The following is a 19817-nucleotide window of genomic DNA, read 5'->3' as shown; positions in this document are numbered from 1 at the left end:
AACCGCAAACGAAAAGGCCCGTCGCAAGACGGGCCTTTCGAATTCTCGTAACAGGTCAATTACAGGCAGCTATTCCCAGTCGCTCTTGGGGCGCTTCTTCTTGAGTATCCTGGGCAGAACCATGATGAGTATCAGCAGTACTACTATGCCGATGGCGATGAATACCAGCGTGTTGGTGGTCATGAAGCCGACCTTCACCAGGTTGGCGGAAGTCCAATCGCCGGCGTTGCCCGCGCCGTCCACCGCCCTCACACGCCAGTAGTATTCGCCGTTGGGCAGCGCTTCGGCTTCGGTTAGCGTGTATTTGGCGTCAGCCAGCTTGGTGTGCGAAAGAAGGTTTTTGGCGAAATTGGAACCCTCACTCACCTCGATATCGTAGGTGACGCCGCTGGGATCTGTCTCCTCACTCCACTTGAAAGCAACCTTGGTATCGCCTATGAAGCCGACCGTCGCGCCGTCCTTGGGTGAGGATATCTGCGGGGTATCGGGAGCAGTGCTCTCCATCATGAAGGTAGTAGAGGCCGTGGACCCCTTGGTGTCGGCGGCTGTGATGGTCAGCGACCCGCTCTTGCCGCCGGGCGCCTTGAAAATTGATTGGAAGCTGCCTGATTCGTTGACCGACCCGCTGGCAACCGCGGTGCCGTCCCAGGAGAGTGAGTAGTCCTTGCCCGCGTTGAAGCCGGAGCCGGTCACGCGCAGCTCGTCTTTAACGTTGCCGCTCTTGGGTACGACAGTCAGCACCGCCTCTGTGGTAAAAATGGCCGGCGTTATGTCCGCCGCCGGAGTTATCCTGCCGTAGCCTGCGACATTGTGCGGTCCGCTGCCGCAGGGGGGCACCCTGGTCTCAACGGACCAGCTGCCGTTATCGTCCGCCAGCAGGTTGCGTTCGATGACCTTGCCGTCGAACGTGACCTCGATGGCGGTCTCATTATTGGCAAAGCCGCTGCCGCTTACCTTGATATTGTCCTCTACGGCGCCGCTGGTGGGGCTGATGGACACCGCGGGGCCTACCGTGAAGACCATGTCGGGTATATCGCTGGAGGCCGTGGTATTACCCTGCACTTTAACGATATGTCCGCCCCTGGTTGAAGGAGGAACAGCGAAACTGGTGCTCCAGGACCCGTTGACCGCGGCGGTCATGTTGGACCTGACCTCTTTATCGGAGAAGAGCACCTTGATCCCGCCCTCCGCCGTGGCGAAACCGGTGGCTGTTATGGTGACCTGCGTGCCGACGCCGCCTGAAATGGGGTCCATTTCGACCACAGGACTGACAGTGAAATTCTTATCCGCCACGTCCGAACCCTTGGTGGTATCGCCGGATGCGTCGACGGCGCGCGCTCCCCGTGCGGAGACCGGAGCGGAGAAGGTGGTGCTCCACGACCCGTTTTCATCGGCCGAGATGCCGCTTTTAATAATCGTTCCATCGTACGTGACTGCGATGTCATCCTCGCTCACACCGAAGCCGAAACCGGATACGGTAATATCTGTTTCGGCTTTACCTGAAGTAGGAGCGATGGTGATATTCGGTACGACAATATACTCTCCGGTAAAAACTGTCGCGCTAGCAGGGCTTTCAACTATTACCGGATGCTGGCCACCATAGGCTTCGGGCACTATGAAGAAGATGCTGCCGCTACTGCCTACCACTCCCTGCTTGTATACCTCCGCGTCCCACTTGATCTTGTACGCGTTTCCCTCAGTGAGACCGGTGATCGTCACTTCAAGCCCGACAATACCCATGGCGGGGCTCATGCTTGCAGCTGTGGCTGCGCCGGCAGGGATAAGGCTGAGGACAATAGCTAAAAGGGCAGTGATCGCCAGCACCTTTATTCTCATATCCGTACCTCCTTATATACATAATATCGAAAAAGCCCGGCAATTGATAGGCGGCGCATTTCGTATGCGGCCACATAACTGGCCCTCATGTATTTTTGAAGCGCCGCGCCAGTGAGGCCGCGAAGTTATGCTCCTGCACCTGACGTTCCTTCTCACTGTCGCTCCAGCCGAGCAGCTTCTGCATCTCGGCGGCGACCATGGGCACTGCATCCGTACCCAGGTCCTTGCGCAGCCCCACCGCGCTGCGCCGCAGCATGAAATCGCTTACCGTCATGCAGGTCTCATTTTGCACAGCATACCTGACCTGCGCCAGGATGTCCGGCCCACCCGGGCTGAGCGGCCTCAGGCCGGACTTATCGTCACCGGCCATGGCCAGTACCTCGCCGCTTCTGCAACCGAAGATGCGGGAGAGATGCGTGGTGGTCGCAACAGAAAGGCCTGATTTTTGAGCCATGTCCGTTATATCGGCGGAGGTGAGGGCAGGCGCCCCGGGCAGGGGTCTCTCGCCCGTGAGGCAGCGGGACTTGTTGCCCAGCTTGCGGCAGACCAGGTCGGCGGCATCTTTGGCCACCGCGCGGTAGGCAGTGATCTTGCCGCCCAGTATGCTCACCAGCCCTTCAAGCTGATCGCGTTTGGCGTGGTCGACGATATCGTGGCTGCGCGACGTATCCGAGGCCGACCTGCCGGGCTTGAGCGCCAGCGACCTCAGCCCCGCATAGGCGTAGTGGACGTCGTCGATGCCGACCTCCGGATAGGCCAGGTGGAGACCTTCCAGTATATATTCCACGTCCTTCCTGGTGGCGTATACCGCGTCCAGGTCGTCCTTATAGTCGGTGTCGGTGGTGCCCACCAGAGAGAAGCCCTCCCAGGGGATGACGAAGAAGAGGCGGCCGTCACGCGGGGAGAAGAGAACCAGCGCGTGCTCCGATACCTTTGGTATCACGATATGCGCCCCTTTGGTGCGCCGCAGGTAGGGCGGTTTATCCTTGAACAGCATTTCCTTGATGATATCGACCCAGTGGCCGGCGGCGTTGACCACCATCTTGCCCCTGGCCTGCAGCGTTTCGCCGCTGACTTGGTCCTTCACTTCAACGCCGGTGATTCGGTTGCCCTCGCGCAGCACGCCCGTGACCTTCGCATGGTTGACTACCGTAGCCCCTGCCTCCGCGGCGGACAGCGCGGTCTCCCAGTTGAGACGTTCCGTCAACGGTATGGCGCAATCGGAATATACGTACGAGCCCTGCAGCCCCTCGACTTTCAGGCCCGGCTCCTCGGCCAGCGTCGTGGCCTTGCTCAAATACCTGTGGTTGGGCAGTGTCTTATCGAAGGAAATGACATCGTAGAGAATCGTGCCGAAAAACATGGCGAAGTTGAGGCTGAAGTTAGGTATGGGGATGAAGAAGGACAGCGGATACACCAGGTGGGGGGCGATGCGCAGCATCACCTCCCTCTCGCTCAGGTCCTGGCGGACCAGACCGAACTCGAGCTGGCGCAGGTAGCGCAGGCCGCCGTGTATCAGGCGTGTAGAGCGCGAGGTGGTGCCCGAGCCGAAATCGTCCTTCTCCAGCAGCAGCGTTTCCATGCCGCGCAGCGTGGTATCCCTGGCCACTCCCGCGCCGACTATTCCGCCGCCTATCACGATCACGTCGAAGGTTTTCCCGGAAATCGCTTTGAAATCTCTTTTCATAATCGCACCTATAATCTAATTTATTGCCCAGCCCCGGGCCCTCTCCACCGCCCGCTTCCAGTTGGCGTAGAGGTTTTCCCTCCGGTCGGCCGACATTTTCGGCTCGAATGTGGCTGAAGAACGCCATTTTCCGGCTATTTCCTCCTTGCTCTTCCACAGGCCCGCGGCCAGTCCCGCAAGATAGGCCACACCCAGCGCCGTTGTTTCCGGTATGGCTGCCACCTGTATGGGAACGTTCATAATGTCCGCCTGGAACTGCATGAGGAAGGAGTTGGCGGTTCCGCCGCCGTCCACGCGCAGCACCGGTATGCCTATGCCGGTCTCGGAGCGCATGGTGTCTACTACGTCCCGGACCTGGAAGGCGATGGCCTCCAGGGTGGCCCGCGCCAGGTGTCCTCTGCCGGTGCCCCGCGTGATCCCCATCATTGCCCCTCGCGCGTACATGTCCCAGTAGGGCGCGCCCAGACCCACGAAAGCGGGAACGAAATAGACGCCGCCGTTATCGTCCACCGAGCGCGCCAGCGCCTCGCTCTCGTCCGCGTTTGCGATGATCTTGAGCCCGTCGCGCAACCACTGCACGGCTGCACCGGTGATGAAGATACTCCCCTCCAGCGCGTAATTGACCTTATTATCCAGGCCCCAGGCCAGGCTGGTGAGCAGGCCCCGTTTGGAGATGATAGGCTTTTCACCGCTGTTCATGAGTATGAACGAGCCTGTGCCGTAGGTGTTCTTGGACATACCGGGATTGTAGCAAGCCTGGCCGAAGAGAGCGGCCTGCTGGTCGCCCGCGATAGCGCAGAGTGGCACGCGGGCACCCTCGAAGATGCCCTCCGCCGTCTCCCCGTAGTTGAAGCTGGATGGTATCACTCGGGGAAGTATGGCTGCAGGGATATTGAGTGTCGAAAGTATATCTTTGTCCCACTGCAGTGTGTTGATATTGAACAACATGGTGCGGGAGGCGTTGCCGTAATCGGTCACGTGGGCCTTGCCGCCGCTCAGTTTCCAGGCCAGCCAGCAGTCGACCGTTCCGAAGAGCAATTCGCCCGCCTCGGCGCGCTTCTGTCCGTCCTTGGCGTGGTCGAGTATCCATCGCACTTTGGTGGCCGAGAAATAGGCGTCTGGAATCAGTCCCGTCCTGTCGCAGATGGTCTGGCCGACACCGCGATTCTTCAGATCTTCAACCAGCCCGGCGGTGCGCCGGCACTGCCAGACTATGGCATTGCTGACCGGTTGGCCGGTCTTTTTATCCCAGATGATGGTGGTCTCGCGCTGGTTGGTGATGCCGATGCCGGCTACGGAGGACGGCTTCACGCCGGCCTTCGCCAGCGCCTGGCGCGCCACATCGAGCGAAGTCTGATATATCTCGTTGGGATCGTGTTCAACCCAGCCGGGGTTGGGGAAGATCTGCCGGGTCTCGGTATCGGCATCGGCGGCCGGCTTGCCGTCACGGTCGAAAAGTATGGCCGCGCTGCCGGTGGTGCCCTGATCTATGGAGAGTATGTATTCTCTGGCAGCCATAGTACACTCCCTGCGGAAATTTGAGTCCGCCTATTCTATCACTAAAGAGACTGTGTTACTACGGGTTCAAGTTCAACCGCCCACGAAGCGCGGGATGACATCTATGTTGTCACCGTCCTTCAGAGTGTGGTCCGTGAGCTGTCTGATGTTAACGCGGTTGACCAGTATATTACTGTCGCCTGAAATAGATCGCCTCTCTTTGACGCCGCCCCTGAGCAGGCGCTCGTGGTATTTAGGGCCATAAATAGCCTCCATCCGTTCAATGGCTTCCTCGATTGTGTCGGCCTGCATGGCGCATTTCTCGGTCCCCATGTAGAGGCGCCAGGGTCCGACGAACCTGATATTAACGGTTGCCATTATTTGCCTTCCTGCGCCAGAGGTATGCTCTCCAGACTGCCGTCGGCGAAGTCCACGAAGAGCAGGCGGTTGCGTACAGGCTCTCCTGTTCCGGTGATCAGCTTGACCACCTCCTGCACTTCCCAGGCGGCGATGGCGGCAGGTGTGGCGGAAGGGTTGCCCGTAACAGCTTCCACGCCGCGCACGTCGCATCCCGGGCCATATACGGCGGACAGCCCCCTATCGCCGGGCAATACCGTCATCACCTGGCCGCAGTAGCCGGCGATGGCGCCGTGGACAAAAGGCAATTTGAGCCTGCGGCAGGACGCTTCCACCACCATGCGCGAGGACAGACTATCTAAAGCATCAACTACAACGTCGCACCCTTTAAGGAGTCCGTCCACATTGGAATTGCCAATGTGAGCGCTGCATTCCTTTACCGCTATGGCCGAGTTGATCTGCCTGACGCGCTGCGCGGCGACTTTCACCTTCGATCTGCGCAGCACATGCTCATCGGACATGATCTGGCGGTTGAGGTTGTTCTCCACGAACCTGCCGTTGTCGATGATCACCAGATGTCCGATACCCTGTCGGGCCAGCAGTTCGATAACACCGCCACCCAGTCCCCCCGCACCGCAGACGGCCACTGTGGAGCGCAGCAGCTTCAACTGCCCGTCGATTCCCGCCGTGCCTATATTACGCAGGTAGCGCATGGGTACCACGCCATTCTTCAGGCAGGCGATCTCGACTTCGAGCGGAGTAATCCGGCTGCGTACGGCGATGGCCCGGCTGTCTTTCAGGCTGATCACTTTCAGCTTCGCTCCGTCGCCTGCGGCAACTGATTTGCTGCAGCGTCCGATCAGCTTCGCCGGACTATTCTCAGCATTCATTTGAATCGATTATACAGTAAAACATGTTTTTATTTAATGTCGTGCGCTTCACCAAGAATTGCGAACGTCTTCATACAAAATTCATAATCACAATATACTATTGGCTTTGATTGACGACAGCCCCAGCCCATCCTGATATCTGCAAGAATAACCGGGGCGACCTTATACAGAATGACTAATAGAGACAAAGGAGAACGGTAAATGAAAGGCATATTACTTGCGATCGCGCTGATAGTCCTGATGAGTACGGGACTGCTGGCAGGCTGTTCACAGCCTGCGTCCGTTGCGCTGGACAGGAGCCAACCCGCTGAGACACAGGCGGCTGCGGCCGATACGGCTCCCGCCGTCGGGACGGGTGTCCCTGCCGATAACGGCACCGGTACTTCCGCTGAGCAGAGCGCGGTTGACGGCGTGCATGCCGCCCGCATCGCGGAGATACTGCAGGACCCGATGGGATGGGATGGGAAGAATGTTATGGTGGAAGGGAAAATAGCCAGCGAATGCCCGGCCGGGTGCTGGTTCACCCTCAAGGACGGCAATGCCGTCATATACATCGATCTGGCCCCCAGCAACCTGGTCATACCGCAGAGGAAGGGTTCCTACGCCAGGGTCACGGCCGGGGTGATCGCCGAGGGCAGCGACGTATATTTAATCGGCACCAAGGTCGATTTTTAGGCAGGAGGCGATTTGAATATATTCAGTCTGGCAGCCAAGAACCTCATGCGCAGGCATGTGCGCACTGGACTTACGGTGGCCGGTGTGGCCATCGCCATCGCTGTCCTCTTCAGCCTGCTCTCCTTCAATGCCGGCTATGAGCGCCAGCTCGGGGGAGAACTCAACAGCCTGGGTATACACATGCTGGCCGTGCCCAAGGGTTGTCCCTACGAGGCGGCCTCCCTCATCATCCACGGCGGCGTGATACCCAAATACCTGTCTTACTCCGACCTTGATCAGGTGCAAAAGATGGACGGCATCGAGATAGCCAGCCCCATGCTGCTGCACCAGTTCTTCAAGGACGATAAACCACACATTGTCTACGGCATCGATATAGAGGAACAGAAGGCCTTGAAGCCATGGTGGAAAGTGGAGGGGAGATACTTTAAAGACGACGAAACCGGCGTCATGATAGTAGGCCGCAGCCTGGCGGAAAAGGAGAACCTCAAGGTCGGGCAGGTGCTCGATTTCGGGCCCGATAAGGTGCCCACCACCATAGTAGGCATACTGGAGCGCACGGGCAACCAGGACGACGAATTCCACTTCCTTCCCCTGGGCGCCGCGCAGAGTGTCTTCGGCAAGGAAGGCCAGCTAACTACCATAGCCATTAAGGTCGAAGACATTTCCAGAATCAGCGACATCTCAAAGAAGCTTGAGCAGATACCGGATATACAGGTGGTCACCATGACGCAGGTGATGGGCACCATCATGAACCTGGTGGGCTCAGCGCAGGCGCTGCTTTTCTCTGTCATCATCATCGCCCTCTTCATCAGTGCTGTGGGCATCATCAATACGCTGATCATGTCGGTTAACGAAAGGACCAGGGAGTTCGGTATGATGAAGGCTGTGGGGGCCTCCGGCTGGGACGTCTCGCGCCTCATCGTGGTAGAGACCCTCATCATCACCCTGGCCGGGTGCGCCGTGGGACTGCTGGTGGCGCTGGTCGGCTCGAAGCTGGTGGAGGGTTTTGTGCGGGGAGTGATCCCCTATTCTCCGGGAGGTGAACTGATCAGCATCGATCCGCTATTGATATTAGTCTGCATCGGCTTTGCCCTGGCTATCGGCCTGCTTTGCTCTATCTACCCGGCGGTCAGGTGCGCCCGTCTGACACCCATGGAAGCTATGAGGAGTGATCTGGAATGAAAGATGCAATAATATCCGCCAGGGGACTGGCCAGGAGCTACAGCAGGGGGAGCGAGCAGGTGCACGCTCTGAAGTCCGTCGATCTCTCCATCGGAAAGGGTGAGTTCGTTTCGATCGTCGGACCTTCGGGATCTGGAAAATCAACACTGCTGCACCTGCTGGGGTTGCTTGAGACGCCGAGCTCCGGCAGTATCTCGCTGGAAGGCAGGGAGACCGCCGGGCTGAAAGAGCGAGAGCTGGTCAGGGTGCGGAGAGATAGTATCGGCTTCGTGTTTCAGCAGTTCCTGTTGCTGCCCACTCTCACAGTGGAGGAGAATATAGAGCTGCCGTTGCTTTTCAGCAAGAAACCCGTCAAGCATGACAGGATCGCGGGGGTTATGGAGACGTTGGAGCTGTCGCACCGCGCACGCCACCTGCCGCACCAGCTCAGTGGAGGCGAGATGCAGAGGGTCAGCATCGGACGTGCGCTGGTCAATGAGCCTCGCGTCATCATGGCGGACGAGCCTACCGGCAACCTCGACACGGCGACAGCGGATAAGATTTACTCCCTATTTAAGAAGTTGAATCAAGGCGGATTGTCCCTGATCGTGGTTACTCACAACATGGAGCTGGCGGGCAGGGCCGATCGGGTGATCAGGCTTAAGGATGGCCAAATTTTGAATAATTAAAATCCGAGTCCGGGTGTTTCGGACGCACCTAGAGGTACGCCCCTACATACGATTATGTAGGGGCGGGTTTTCAAACCCGCCCGCTGCTGGTAGGTTGATTAAACGTTCCACCGAATGTATTATAGTCTCATTAAATCGCACAAGGAGATTGTAATGCTACCTGAACTGGGCAAATTGGACCGGGCTACTTTCGACCGCATAATACTCTCGCGGCTGGGCAGGAAAGATAAATCTGTGTTTATCGGACCCCGGCACGGCGTGGACGCCGCGGTCATCGACCTGCCCGGCGGTGATGTCATGGTTATCGCCGAGGATCCCACCTTCGGCATGCCCGTGATTATGCCCTATTTCGGCTGGGCCATAGTCCATATCTGCGCCAGCGATGTGGCTGTTCTGGGCGTCAAACCCAGGTACATGACCATCTGCCTGATGTTTCCGCCGGGCACGGCTGAGAAAGTTATAGATAAGGTGTGGACGCAGGTGGATGAAGAATGCAGGAAACTGGATATCGCCATCATCGGCGGCCATACGGGCATCTACCCGGGTATGTCTTTTCCCCTTAACGGAGGCTGCACCGTGATGGGACTCGGCAAGAGGAGTCAGATAACAGCGGCCTGCAATGCAAAGGTGGGCGACCGCGTGATCATGACCAAAGGCCCCGCCGTGGAAGCGACCGGATTGCTGGCCTGGCAGGCGGAAAAGTCCCTGACTAAAAAGCTGGGACGTGGCATGGTGGCCAGAGCCAAGGAATATTTGCTTCAGATGACGGTGGTGGAGGACGCGCTAACGGCGGCGCCGCTGGCGCATGCCATGCATGACGCTACCGAAGGAGGTCTGCTCAACGGCGTCTTCGAGGTTGCTGCGGCCTCCGGGCTGGGTGTTACCCTGTACGAGGACAAGATCGCGATTCCCGATGCGATTGACGCCGTCTGCAAAGCTTTTAAGATCGATCCGCTCATATCCATCGGTGAAGGCACGCTGGTCATCACCGCCTCGCCCGCCAACAGCGGCAAGATCATCTCAAAGTTGAAGAAGAAGAATATATCCGCCTGGGATATCGGCGAGATCACCCCGCGGGACAGGGTATTTATCAGGAAGTCAGGCAGAAAGCAGAAGCTGACGCCGGTGCTGGATGATCCCTTCTGGCCGGCCTATTTCAGCGCGGCCGAGGGCTGAACCATGAGAAAGAAAGACAGCGCCGAAAAGATCATGGGCAATCTCTGTCTGGCTGTGGAAAGGCTGCAGCGCTGCAGGGAGTTCTCATTGCTCATGCCCGAGGTGCGGGTTAACGCTGTCTATGCCATGCCCGGCGCCACAGGTCCTGCGGGGGTAGCCGCCATAGACGGAAGGATAACTGTGGTCAACGGATACCCCAGGGCCAGCGGACTGCCGAAGTGGGGTGGCTCGGACCATATGGCGCGGCTGATCATCGAGGCCAGGAAATACAGGCCGGATATCAACGCCGGAATCAATTTTAAATGCGATGAGAGCATCATAAAAGTCGTGAAAAAATACACGCGTGAAAAGAGACTATTATTTGGCTGGATCGACCGTACGGCTGAGCCGGATGAAGTGTCTAAAGCCGACGGCAGGTCTATGCCCTGGAAGATAAAACAGCTGGTCAGGAGCGGAGGCGGGATGCCGGACATTTTTTACGAGGGCGATGGCTGGGGCAAGGAGCCCCTCTTTGTGGCCCTGGGGAGCGATGCGAACGGCGTGGTCAGGATGGCAATAGAGATAGCACGCCGCTATGCGCGGAGCATGCATGGTTAAACGTAGGGGCGTTGCTTCAGGTGTGCCCTATAGCACAAAACGATGCAAGGGCGTTGCTTTAGCTGCGCCCGACGGGCGGGTTAAAATCCGCCCCTACAAGTATGAGGGACTTGAATGTCGCACGATAATATGAATAAAGAGTTGATTGAAAAGATCCTCAGCCTGAAGGAGAAGCGGAAGGCCGTCATACTGACGCACAATTATCAGCGACCCGAGGTGCAGGATATCGGCGACTTCGTCGGCGATTCGCTGGAGCTGAGCAGAAAGGCGGCTGAAGTGAAAGCCCCGGTCATCGTCTTTTGCGGGGTGCATTTCATGGCGGAGACAGCCTCCATACTGTCGCCCGAGAGCGTGGTGTTGCTGCCTGACTCGGAGTCGGGCTGTCCCATGGCCGACATGATCACGGTAGAGCAGCTCATCGCCAGGAAGAAGGAGCTTCCCGGCGTGCGTGTGGTCTGCTACGTTAACTCGTCCGCGGCGGTCAAGGCGGAGTCGGACATCTGCTGCACCTCGGCCAATGCGGTCAACGTGGTCAGAAGCATGGGCGACGGTGAGATACTCTTCATACCTGACCAGTACCTGGGTCATTATGTTTCGACAATACTCCACAGGCCTATGGTGCTCTGGCCGGGTTTCTGTCCCACTCATGTCAAGATACAGGCGCAGGACATCATCGACCGGAAGAAAAAGCATCCGGGCACCGTGGCCCTGGCGCATCCGGAATGCAGGCCCGAAGTGACGGCCGTTGCGGACGAGGTGCTCAGCACGGGCGGCATGTTGAGATACGCCCGTACGGCGCAGGCCGAAGTGATGATAATCGCTACTGAGACGGGAATACTGCATCGGCTGAAAAAGGAGAATCCGGGCAAGACCTTCGTCCCGGCAACGGCGGAAGCGGTCTGTCCCAATATGAAGAAAATCACGCTGGAGAAGGTGCTGTGGGCGCTCGAGGAGATGAAGCCTGAGGTGAAGGTGCCGTCCGATGTAAGGGAGCGGGCTATGTCGGCGGTGAACAGAATGCTGTCCCTGTGATTTCCGCATAGTCCGGATATCCATTATTATTAAGTGTAGTGGTGTAAGATGAGACAGGTTTATATGGACAATGTCGCCGCCGCCCCGCTGTTGCCGGAGGTCAGGGAGGCCATGTTGCCCTACCTGGGCGAGACTTTCGGCAATCCGCAATCGCTGCATAACTGGGGAGATGGGGCCAGGGAAGCGATGGAAAGCGCGCGAGAGCAGGTGGCAGCGCTGATCGGCGGCGTCTCCGAGGAGGTCGTCTTTACCTCCAGCGGCACAGAAGCCAATAATATGGCCGTCAAAGGCATCGCCCGCGCCAGGGCAGAGAAGGGGAAGCACATCATAGTCTCAGCTATCGAGCATTTCTCCGTGTTAAACTCTGCACGAACCATGCAAAGGGAGGGATTTGAGATCAGCCTTGCGCCGGTTGATACAACCGGCACCGTCATCCCGGCCGAGCTGTTCAAGCTGGTCAGGCCCGATACTGTGCTTATTTCGGTCATGCATGCCAGCGGGGAGGTGGGCACCATACAACCATTGGCCGAGATAGCGTCCGGTCTGCCAAAGGACGGGCCGGTGCTGCATACCGATGCCGTGGCCAGCGCCGGGAACATTGACGTCGATGTTAAGAAGCTGGGCGTGCAGGCGCTAAGTTTAGCCGGCAACCAGTTTAACGGACCGCGTGGGAGCGGCGCTCTTTGGGTCAAGCGGGGAGTTAGGCTGCTGCCCCTGATGGACGGTGGCATACAGGAGGGTGGGCGCAGGCCGGGCACGGAGGATGTGCCGGCCATCGCAGGTCTGGGCAAGGCCGCGGAGATAGCCAAACGCGACCTGGAAGGCAGAATGGAGCGGCTTTCGGGATTGCGCGATATGTTGATCGAAGGTGTGCTGGGCAAGGTCGAGCATTCTGTCCTGACGGGGCATCCTGTCAACAGGCTGCCCGCATATGCCAGCTTCTGTTTGCGTTTTATCGAGGGCGAGGCCATACTCATGCTGCTAAACAGCCACGGCATAGCGGCCGCCAGCGGATCGGCCTGCACCTCGCGTGCGCTCAAGGCCTCGCATGTACTGCTGGCCATGGGGATCAACCACGAGCTGGCCCAGGGCTCCGTATTATTCACCCTGGGGCCGAATAACGATGCAGAAGACGTCAAATATGTGATGGAGAAGCTGCCGAGGGTGGTGGACCGCCTGAGACAGATGTCTCCCCTGTACTCCAAATATCTCAAAGAACAGAAGGGGTGATAGCTATGCCTGTTTACAGCGAGAAGGTCATGCAGCATTTCATGAATCCACACAATGTAGGCGAGATCGCGGACGCTGACGGCGTGGGCGAGATCGGCAATCCCGTGTGCGGCGACATGATGACTTTTTATATCAAGGTTAAGGACAACCGCATTGAGGACGTCAAATACAAGACCTTCGGCTGCGGCGCGGCCATCGCCGTATCCAGCATGGTCAGTGATCTGGTCAAAGGGAAAACCCTGGAGGAGGCGCTGACCGTGACACCCGCCATGGTGGCCAAGGAACTCGAGGGTCTGCCCAAGAATAAACTGCACTGCTCCAACCTGGGCGCACAGGCTTTACATAAGGCTATTAAAAATTATGCGCTAAAGAACAAGATCGATATACCCGGTTTGACGGACAAAGAAGAGCCGGAGGAGGATGAACATGCCTGCGAAACCTGAGAAAGATAAGAAGCCCCTCATCTGCCGTTGTACCTGTCCGTACTGCGATGTAGAGCTGGTAGTGGCCGACAATCCGTATTGTGAGGTTTGCAAGGTCAGTTTCGGTCGCTGTGAGAACTGCGGCGCTCTCATCATGGAGCAGACGCTGGTCGTCTGTCACCAGTGCGGCAAACCTCTGAAAAAATAGAGGGAGGTACGGCATGGCTGAGCAGGATAAGAGCACAGTGAACTTTAAACCCGATGTCACCATCGACTGCGTCGGACTTTACTGTCCCATGCCGATCGTCCACACGACAAAGCAAATAAAAACCATGCAGCCCGGTCAGGTGCTGGAGGTGGTGGCCGATGATGAAGGGATCAAGCAGGATATGCCGAACTGGGCTAAAATGACGGGCAACGAATTTCTGGGCATTGAGGAGGTGGGGGGCAAGTATCACGTGTTTGTGCGAAAGGCCTGATGCGCCTCCATACATTGCATTGACAAATGTGCGTTGTTATAATTTCTTACGGCCACGGTATTGTAAATACACGTCCGTGCCGTTAAAGCGAGGTTGAAAATGGCTGCGAAGCCGAGAAAAAGCGCTGTTCAGAATTTAATCAAAAACTTGCTGGAAACCGAGATTCCCGATATACAGACCGCTTCCAAGGAGCTGGCCGACTGGATCAAACAACTCGAGCAACACAGCTTCAAGCTGCAGCATTATGCCACCGAGATCGAGAGCTGGGCTGCAGAGGAGGATGAGGTCGACACCATCGAGCTTACCGATTTGATCAAAGACCTTGAGTCCACCCTTAACGATATGCGCCAGACCGGGGCGCTTCCACCTCCTGCCCCTGCCGCAGCGATTGAAGAGCCGGCTGCGACGGAAGAGAAGCTGCAACGTGGGTACGGCCGCAGCGGAAGGGTGATCAGAACACGGGAGTTGCCCAGGTCCGAGCTGCGGGCTGATGACGGCAGGGCGCCTGTGAAGAGAATCGAGCAGGCTGCCGTGGAGAAAGACGCCGCAGGACCGGCCAGGACTCCACAGGGAGTCCTGGTGGCCAAAGACAGCGGCAAGCCCGGCGCCAGGGCTGAGATTCCGACCGGCGGCAAAGAGGTCGCGGTGCGCAGGGAAGGGAAAGAACCGAGGGAAGACACCGGAAGAGGTTATCTAACCCCTGAGGGCTTCATTGTCAAGCGCATGCGCCCTTAATAACTGGTAGATCATAAGTAATCAGTATTGGAGGTGGCTATGTTTAAAATGGCACTGGCGTTATTGCTCGTATTGTTTACCTTGATCGGATGTTCTGTCCCCACCAGCCCTCTTACGGTTGTGCTGGCCACACCGATAAACGGCACTGTCACGCAGACGTTATCGCCTACCATGACCTGGGTAGGTATCGGCAACAATACGTATCATTTACAAATAGCGTCCGATAGCGGATTCCAGAATGTACTGGTGGATGAGAGGAATTTAACTCAATTGATCTACGTGGTGCCTGGCGGCAGATTGAGCACCGCTTCAACCTACTTCTGGCGTGTGCGCGCATCCTACGGAGGTGAAACAGGGCCGTGGGCCACGGCGTGGTATTTCGTTACCCCTGGCGGCAGTCCCATCCCGCCGCCCGGTGCAACCGGCACCATCAACATTGCTACGACACTTGACGGCACTTCATGGTATGGTTCCATCAGCTACACACTTACAGGTCCGGTGACCGTATCGGGCACCGCCACTCCGCAGACTTTCAACGACATGCCGACAGGTAGTTACCTGCTGACATTTAACCACGGTGGACCGCCGGGGGCCAACTTCATTTCCATCTCTCCCACTGCGTCCGAGAGCCTGGTAGGAGGTAGGTCTCTCAATTACAGCATGTCCTTCAGCAGCCCTGTTTCCGGAAGCAGCGTGCAGACCAGCGCCACGCTCAACGGTGTGCCCTGGGCTGGCGCCGTTCAGTACACACTGACGCATTACACGGTGAGCGGGCCGGTGGAGGATAACGAATACTCGGTTCCGCGCACGGTGGGTTACGTGCCCAGTGGCAATGTCCAGTTAATCTACAAATCAGGCGGGCCTGTGGGTGCAACACTGGCCAGCGTCACCCCTTCGACGCAGCAGAACGTATCTCCCGGAGGCACTGTATATTTCGTTATGAACTTCGTTCACCAGCAGCCGCAGCCGACCTATGGCACAATTGTGGTAAATGCCACGCTTGACGGTGCGCCGTGGCAGGTGGCCATCGGGTCGGGTAGCATCAGCTACAGTCTGATCGGCCCCAGCTCGCATACCAGCAACAACGTTCCAGCAACATTCAGCTCACAGCCTACCGGTAGCTATACTCTGACCTACAACTCTGGCGGACCGACGGGAGCGGTTCTGGCAAGCATCAGCCCGTCTGCCTCGCAAACGCTATCGTCCGGTGGATCGATTCACTATACACTCAATTTCTACAGTCAGTCCAGGGGCACGGTGCATGTGACGGCTACGCTGAATGGAGAGCCATGGACCGGTTCTGTAGCCTACGTGGTACATGGGCCCTACATAGAATCGGGCAACTATGTTCCGCAGAGCTTCTCCAATGCAGCGACCGGGACTTATACGATAAGCTACAGTTCCGGTGGCCCGCCCAGCAGCGTACTGGAATCAATTACTCCTTCCAGCCAGATAATGCCTGCGGGAGGCAGCATAAACTTCAACCTTCATTTCAGATATCATGGAGGCGTCCTGCCGGGTCCGCTGGTGCAATAGATAGCGAGTGCAGCGTTAACAATCGAAGGCTGCTCTCAAGTCTGATAGATAAAGAAAGTCATGGCCCCGCGGGGCTGTGACTTTCTTTGTTGTGACGGGCTTTTACTTTTTTCAGATAACCGCATTATAATTAGATATACGTACGTTAGTAAACGTTGATTAACATAAGATAGAGCCTGCAATTTAAGAAAAGAAGGGCTAAGGGGGTTGTAGATGAAAGGCTATGTCGCTCATCGTCGTTTAGTTTATTTCGCGATCTTACTATTATTGATTGTAGCTGCAGTTGCCGGTGTATTTAGTGGATGTGTTAGGGGATCGCAGTCCTCCACGTACAAAACTTATCAGGACAGTAATCATGGATATTCTTTTTCCTATCCGGCCGGTTGGAAGCAGGTGGACCCCGCCTTGTTGCAGGCAGGGGAATATATTGCGTTCTGGGACCCCGATAAGGGAAACGGCATGCCGCCCTATGTGAGCATCTCTGAAATTCCCCTGGTTAAACGGATGACTCTGGCTGATTACTTTAAGTCTGAGATGACGATGGTGAACAGGGATGAGAGCTATACCTTTATTTCAAGTGAAGATATAGTTATTAACGATATTCCTGCAAAAAAGCATGTGGCTCTATTTGATCATGAGACCACGCCTGCCAAAGTCATGCAGGGAATTATGGTGTATGGTAATTCGGGATGGATAGTAAACTGTATGTGTTCCCCCTCAAAATATAACACATACAAGCCCACGTTTGACAGGATTCTGAACAGCTTTAGAATTACGGGATCGCCTGCCGCTGCGGCGCCTGTAACCCCTGCAGCCACGGCATCTTCACCGTCTGCTGCTTGGGTAACTCACAGGGATACGGTTAATGGATATTCGATCTCGGTGCCGGAATACTGGGATGCCCTGCCTGAAAGCGACTGGTCTGACAATACCATTTACGGGTTGCAGTCACTGGATTATGCTAAACACAAAGCCGTTATTTTTGTGGTCAACAAATATACCCAGACGAGCAGCCTGCCGCTTCAGTCCGAGTATAAATCGGTGCAGTCACAGTTTGCCCAATTGAGCGGTTATCAATTCATTTCGGATGAACAGATCACTGTAGCAGGGATGCCGTCCATTAAGTACGTTTGCCAGGTCACCGATGATGGAGTGTCTGAAATAATTGTGATGGTTATTTTTATCCAGGATGACAAGGTTTGGTGGATTCCCATGATCTGTGCCCCCTCTTCTGAATTTAGTTCAAATGAACTTATCTATAATAAAATTATTGACAGCTTTCAACTGATTTCACCGCTGCCGGCAACTGCAGGTACGGAGATACTGGATCAGACGACGCCATATACATCACCAACCTCGCAGGCTGCCTATTCTTTTTCCACCTATACGGATAATGAGAACGGTTTCTCCGTCCGTTATCCTTCGGATTGGCTGCAGGCCTCTCCGGGACAGCTCAGCGGGCATGAGGTCGTACGCTTTGAAGGCCCCCAGGGCAGCTTTAATGTGAGTATTCGTGGCAAGGCTGATGATGTAACGCTGGAGCAATGTTGCCGGGAAGTGGAAACTGAAATGTCCGCCTGGGACGGATACCGGCTCATCTCCAAAACACCGGTTACGATAAGCGGCCTCGACGCAGAAAGATATATCTTTGATATGCTCAGCTCAGGGACTCAAATACGCATGATGATGGTGATGCTCACACGTGGCGACTCCATATGGCTGGTGGTTTCCGGAGCACCGCCATCTCTGTTTGGTTCATATGAAGACACGTTTAATACCATAGCAGAAAGCCTGAGTATTTTCGGTGCGGTGACATCATCCGCCGGAATTACCACACAGCCTTCCTCGCAAACCTCGCAGCAGCAGCCCGTTCAGCCGGCGACTCAGGCGTCAGGAACGGAGTCATCCACATATCAGGCTGACTGGGTGAAAATGGACATTCCAGTTAAGACGATTAAAATCAATGCAATTTGGGGCAATGCATATAATAACGTATTTGTGGTCGGTTCGTATTCGCCGGATGAAGGAAGGACCTGGAAGAGCCTGGTTATGCGTTACAACGGCATTAACTGGTATCAGATGGCCTGTCCGGGAGATAAGGAGCTTCATGCTGTTTGGGGCAGCGGGTCTTCCTGCGTCTATGCGGTGGGTGATGATTTGCATATAGTGCGTTATAACGGTCAGGCCTGGGAAAAAATGCCGCGCCCTGATGTATGGCAGGATCATGAATTGTACGGCGTATGGGGTACGTCGCCGAAGGATGTTTATGCCTGTGGCAGCCAGTGGATTATCCTGCACTACGATGGCGATAAATGGTATATCCACAAGGACTATTCCGGAGGAGGTGATTTCAATCGTTGCTTGGCACTCTGGGGAACCGGACCTGATAACATATATGCCGGCGGCACTGGAATGCTGCATTTTGACGGCAAGTCGTGGGAACATGTAGAACTTCCGTTTAGAGTTGACACAGTCAACAATATTTGGGGAACAGGCAACAGCGATGTCTACGTCACTTTCATACATAAAGACGAAGATTGCACCAGCGCCCACTATGACGGTAAGCAGTGGGCACGTTCGATATTTAATGGCAAAAGCGGTTTTAATTACATTGAGGGGACGTCGGGCAACAATATACTTGTCGCCGGTGCTGCGGAGTGCGTTTGTGGTAATTACAGTGAGAGCTGCAATACTGTTTTCGGCAACAGGGTATTGCGATACGATGGATACCAGCGAAAATGCCTGAAATCACCTACCCGGCATTTGGGTGGCAATGAACTGGTAAACATCGTTAAGGTGTGGGGCAGCGGTTGGAACGACTGGTTTGGCGTCAGTAGCGAAAACGAGATATATCACTATGACGGAAGATAACGAGAGGATTCTGGGGATTCTTTAATTAAAGAGTATCCCCTGTCAGTTTGGTGTTCTTTGTAGGGTAAGTTAATCGGCGGGGTTCTGGCGCCTGTCAGTGTGGCATATACGTGAGTATTTACGCGGATATTATCAGGTCGTATGAACCAAGAGGTCACTTCGTCCTCATGTGAAGTGCTTGCGTACTGCTGATCATTAATGCCAGTTTTGTTCCCGAAGTAGACGTGAGGTTAACTATTGACTATAATTTGCTTCGTGCCCCTGTAGCTCAGTGGATAGAGCAGCGGTTTCCTAAACCGCGTGTCGTGCGTTCGACTCGCACCAGGGGTACCACTCTTTTGCTTAAATCCTGGAACACCCGGAAACCGCCGATTATGCCGTTCGTTTTCTGATCAGCAGATACAGAATCCCGGCTATGCCGATGATGAATAAAGCTATTACGCCGTATATCAGCGCATCGTTGTTCTTGAACTGGTCCACCGTAAAGCTGCCGGCTGGGACATTGTTTACATTAACCGTATAAGTGCCGGGATCGCTGCGACTGACACTGAAATGCATCGTAGTGGACTCTCCGCTTGCCAGCGTGACACCTTTGGATTCCTCTTCCTGTCCGTTGATGAATAACGTAACTTTGGAAGTTCCAACAGAGCCGCCTTTATTCGATATGGTGGCCGATATGTCCACTTTATCGCCCGGGGAAACCCTGGTGGAAGCAACTGCAGCGCTGCTTACCCCCACAATGGGAGGATTAGACGGTGGCGTGTTTCCGAAACCGGATATACCGCCTGCCCCATGTGAGCCTGTACCAATATACGTTTGGCAGCCGATAGTGTCGAATGACACTATATTGCCGTAAGAAACAGGACAACCGAACCCGTTCGGAATATACAGGTTCCGTGCGCATTTATAATCCAGGCCTACGCCGGCACCCTGTAGACTATCGCGAT

19 protein-coding genes and 1 tRNA gene are annotated in these 19817 nt (G+C 55.9%); 14 read left to right on the top strand and 6 right to left on the bottom strand.

Annotation, left to right across the window (positions count from 1 at the left end; all coding sequences use genetic code 11):
• Window positions 1-69: 69 nt before the first annotated feature.
• The 5 genes from WC359_03405 to WC359_03385 all read right to left on the bottom strand — a co-directional run bounded on the left by WC359_03405 (window position 70) and on the right by WC359_03385 (window position 6267).
• A complete protein-coding gene (locus tag WC359_03405) occupies window positions 70-1836 on the bottom strand; it encodes an IPT/TIG domain-containing protein (GenBank protein MFA5399464.1) in 1767 nt (588 codons plus the stop codon).
• Between the two features lie 85 nt (window positions 1837-1921).
• Window positions 1922-3523, bottom strand: a complete 1602-nt coding sequence (locus WC359_03400) for a glycerol-3-phosphate dehydrogenase/oxidase (protein ID MFA5399463.1) — start codon at window positions 3521-3523, stop codon at window positions 1922-1924.
• A 15-nt stretch (window positions 3524-3538) separates the two neighbouring features.
• Window positions 3539-5041: a glycerol kinase GlpK gene (gene glpK, locus WC359_03395; GenBank protein MFA5399462.1), complete on the bottom strand. Its 1503-nt coding sequence runs from the start codon at window positions 5039-5041 to the stop codon at window positions 3539-3541.
• A gap of 72 nt (window positions 5042-5113) precedes the next feature.
• Window positions 5114-5398, bottom strand: coding sequence for a MoaD/ThiS family protein (locus WC359_03390; protein MFA5399461.1), 285 nt, complete (start codon window positions 5396-5398; stop codon window positions 5114-5116).
• Entirely contained in the window at window positions 5398-6267 is an 870-nt protein-coding gene (locus WC359_03385) for a HesA/MoeB/ThiF family protein (GenBank protein MFA5399460.1), read from the bottom strand. The genes WC359_03390 and WC359_03385 overlap by 1 nt, the downstream gene beginning before the upstream one ends.
• Window positions 6268-6468: 201 nt before the next feature.
• Here WC359_03385 and WC359_03380 point away from each other — a divergent pair, with 201 nt between their 5' ends.
• The 14 genes from WC359_03380 to WC359_03315 all read left to right on the top strand — a co-directional run bounded on the left by WC359_03380 (window position 6469) and on the right by WC359_03315 (window position 19203).
• Window positions 6469-6942, top strand: coding sequence for a hypothetical protein (locus WC359_03380; protein ID MFA5399459.1), 474 nt, complete (start codon window positions 6469-6471; stop codon window positions 6940-6942).
• A 12-nt stretch (window positions 6943-6954) separates the two neighbouring features.
• A complete protein-coding gene (locus WC359_03375) occupies window positions 6955-8124 on the top strand; it encodes an FtsX-like permease family protein (GenBank protein MFA5399458.1) in 1170 nt (389 codons plus the stop codon).
• The gene (locus WC359_03370; protein MFA5399457.1) at window positions 8121-8792 is read left to right on the top strand and encodes an ABC transporter ATP-binding protein; all 672 of its coding nucleotides are present in this window, start codon (window positions 8121-8123) and stop codon (window positions 8790-8792) included. The genes WC359_03375 and WC359_03370 overlap by 4 nt, the downstream gene beginning before the upstream one ends.
• A 153-nt stretch (window positions 8793-8945) precedes the next feature.
• On the top strand, window positions 8946-9968 hold the full coding sequence (locus WC359_03365; protein MFA5399456.1) for an AIR synthase family protein: 1023 nt from the start codon (window positions 8946-8948) through the stop codon (window positions 9966-9968).
• A 3-nt stretch (window positions 9969-9971) separates the two neighbouring features.
• The gene (locus tag WC359_03360; protein MFA5399455.1) at window positions 9972-10565 is read left to right on the top strand and encodes a thiamine-phosphate synthase family protein; all 594 of its coding nucleotides are present in this window, start codon (window positions 9972-9974) and stop codon (window positions 10563-10565) included.
• Between the two features lie 129 nt (window positions 10566-10694).
• Window positions 10695-11597, top strand: coding sequence for a quinolinate synthase NadA (gene nadA / locus WC359_03355; protein MFA5399454.1), 903 nt, complete (start codon window positions 10695-10697; stop codon window positions 11595-11597).
• Between the two features lie 48 nt (window positions 11598-11645).
• Window positions 11646-12827: a cysteine desulfurase family protein gene (locus WC359_03350; protein ID MFA5399453.1), complete on the top strand. Its 1182-nt coding sequence runs from the start codon at window positions 11646-11648 to the stop codon at window positions 12825-12827.
• 5 nt (window positions 12828-12832) lie between these two features.
• Entirely contained in the window at window positions 12833-13270 is a 438-nt protein-coding gene (gene nifU, locus WC359_03345; protein MFA5399452.1) for a Fe-S cluster assembly scaffold protein NifU, read from the top strand.
• Window positions 13254-13457, top strand: coding sequence for a hypothetical protein (locus tag WC359_03340; GenBank protein MFA5399451.1), 204 nt, complete (start codon window positions 13254-13256; stop codon window positions 13455-13457). The genes nifU and WC359_03340 overlap by 17 nt, the downstream gene beginning before the upstream one ends.
• Before the next feature lie 13 nt (window positions 13458-13470).
• A complete protein-coding gene (locus WC359_03335; protein MFA5399450.1) occupies window positions 13471-13728 on the top strand; it encodes a sulfurtransferase TusA family protein in 258 nt (85 codons plus the stop codon).
• A gap of 99 nt (window positions 13729-13827) precedes the next feature.
• Entirely contained in the window at window positions 13828-14463 is a 636-nt protein-coding gene (locus WC359_03330) for a hypothetical protein (GenBank protein MFA5399449.1), read from the top strand.
• A 39-nt stretch (window positions 14464-14502) separates the two neighbouring features.
• Window positions 14503-15999 (top strand): hypothetical protein, encoded by a 1497-nt coding sequence (locus WC359_03325; GenBank protein ID MFA5399448.1) that lies wholly within the window; start codon window positions 14503-14505, stop codon window positions 15997-15999.
• Window positions 16000-16212: 213 nt separating this feature from the next.
• Window positions 16213-18870 (top strand): PsbP-related protein, encoded by a 2658-nt coding sequence (locus WC359_03320; protein MFA5399447.1) that lies wholly within the window; start codon window positions 16213-16215, stop codon window positions 18868-18870.
• Window positions 18871-19127: 257 nt separating this feature from the next.
• A tRNA-Arg gene (locus WC359_03315) sits at window positions 19128-19203 on the top strand.
• Window positions 19204-19242: 39 nt separating this feature from the next.
• On the opposite strand, the gene WC359_03310 is transcribed toward WC359_03315, so the two are convergent.
• On the bottom strand, window positions 19243-19608 hold the full coding sequence (locus WC359_03310; GenBank protein MFA5399446.1) for a CARDB domain-containing protein: 366 nt from the start codon (window positions 19606-19608) through the stop codon (window positions 19243-19245).
• Window positions 19609-19817: the final 209 nt, after the last annotated feature.

The organism is Dehalococcoidia bacterium (assembly GCA_041653995.1).
In the GTDB taxonomy this organism is placed as follows: domain Bacteria; phylum Chloroflexota; class Dehalococcoidia; order GIF9; family UBA5629; genus CAIMUM01.
This window is presented reverse-complemented; position numbering and strand designations above follow the sequence as displayed.

Excerpts from the sequence above, each read along its gene's own strand:
- WC359_03320 (MFA5399447.1), top strand. The coding sequence starts at position 16,213 with ATGAAAGGCTATGTCGCTCATCGTCGTTTAGTTTATTTCGCGATCTTA.
- WC359_03360 (MFA5399455.1), top strand. The coding sequence starts at position 9,972 with ATGAGAAAGAAAGACAGCGCCGAAAAGATCATGGGCAATCTCTGTCTG.
- glpK (MFA5399462.1), bottom strand. The coding sequence starts at position 5,041 with ATGGCTGCCAGAGAATACATACTCTCCATAGATCAGGGCACCACCGGC.
- WC359_03340 (MFA5399451.1), top strand. The coding sequence starts at position 13,254 with ATGCCTGCGAAACCTGAGAAAGATAAGAAGCCCCTCATCTGCCGTTGT.
- nadA (MFA5399454.1), top strand. The coding sequence starts at position 10,695 with ATGAATAAAGAGTTGATTGAAAAGATCCTCAGCCTGAAGGAGAAGCGG.
- WC359_03380 (MFA5399459.1), top strand. The coding sequence starts at position 6,469 with ATGAAAGGCATATTACTTGCGATCGCGCTGATAGTCCTGATGAGTACG.
- WC359_03330 (MFA5399449.1), top strand. The coding sequence starts at position 13,828 with ATGGCTGCGAAGCCGAGAAAAAGCGCTGTTCAGAATTTAATCAAAAAC.
- WC359_03370 (MFA5399457.1), top strand. The coding sequence starts at position 8,121 with ATGAAAGATGCAATAATATCCGCCAGGGGACTGGCCAGGAGCTACAGC.
- WC359_03335 (MFA5399450.1), top strand. The coding sequence starts at position 13,471 with ATGGCTGAGCAGGATAAGAGCACAGTGAACTTTAAACCCGATGTCACC.
- WC359_03325 (MFA5399448.1), top strand. The coding sequence starts at position 14,503 with ATGTTTAAAATGGCACTGGCGTTATTGCTCGTATTGTTTACCTTGATC.
- WC359_03385 (MFA5399460.1), bottom strand. The coding sequence starts at position 6,267 with ATGAATGCTGAGAATAGTCCGGCGAAGCTGATCGGACGCTGCAGCAAA.
- nifU (MFA5399452.1), top strand. The coding sequence starts at position 12,833 with ATGCCTGTTTACAGCGAGAAGGTCATGCAGCATTTCATGAATCCACAC.
- WC359_03405 (MFA5399464.1), bottom strand. The coding sequence starts at position 1,836 with ATGAGAATAAAGGTGCTGGCGATCACTGCCCTTTTAGCTATTGTCCTC.
- WC359_03390 (MFA5399461.1), bottom strand. The coding sequence starts at position 5,398 with ATGGCAACCGTTAATATCAGGTTCGTCGGACCCTGGCGCCTCTACATG.
- WC359_03400 (MFA5399463.1), bottom strand. The coding sequence starts at position 3,523 with ATGAAAAGAGATTTCAAAGCGATTTCCGGGAAAACCTTCGACGTGATC.
- WC359_03350 (MFA5399453.1), top strand. The coding sequence starts at position 11,646 with ATGAGACAGGTTTATATGGACAATGTCGCCGCCGCCCCGCTGTTGCCG.
- WC359_03365 (MFA5399456.1), top strand. The coding sequence starts at position 8,946 with ATGCTACCTGAACTGGGCAAATTGGACCGGGCTACTTTCGACCGCATA.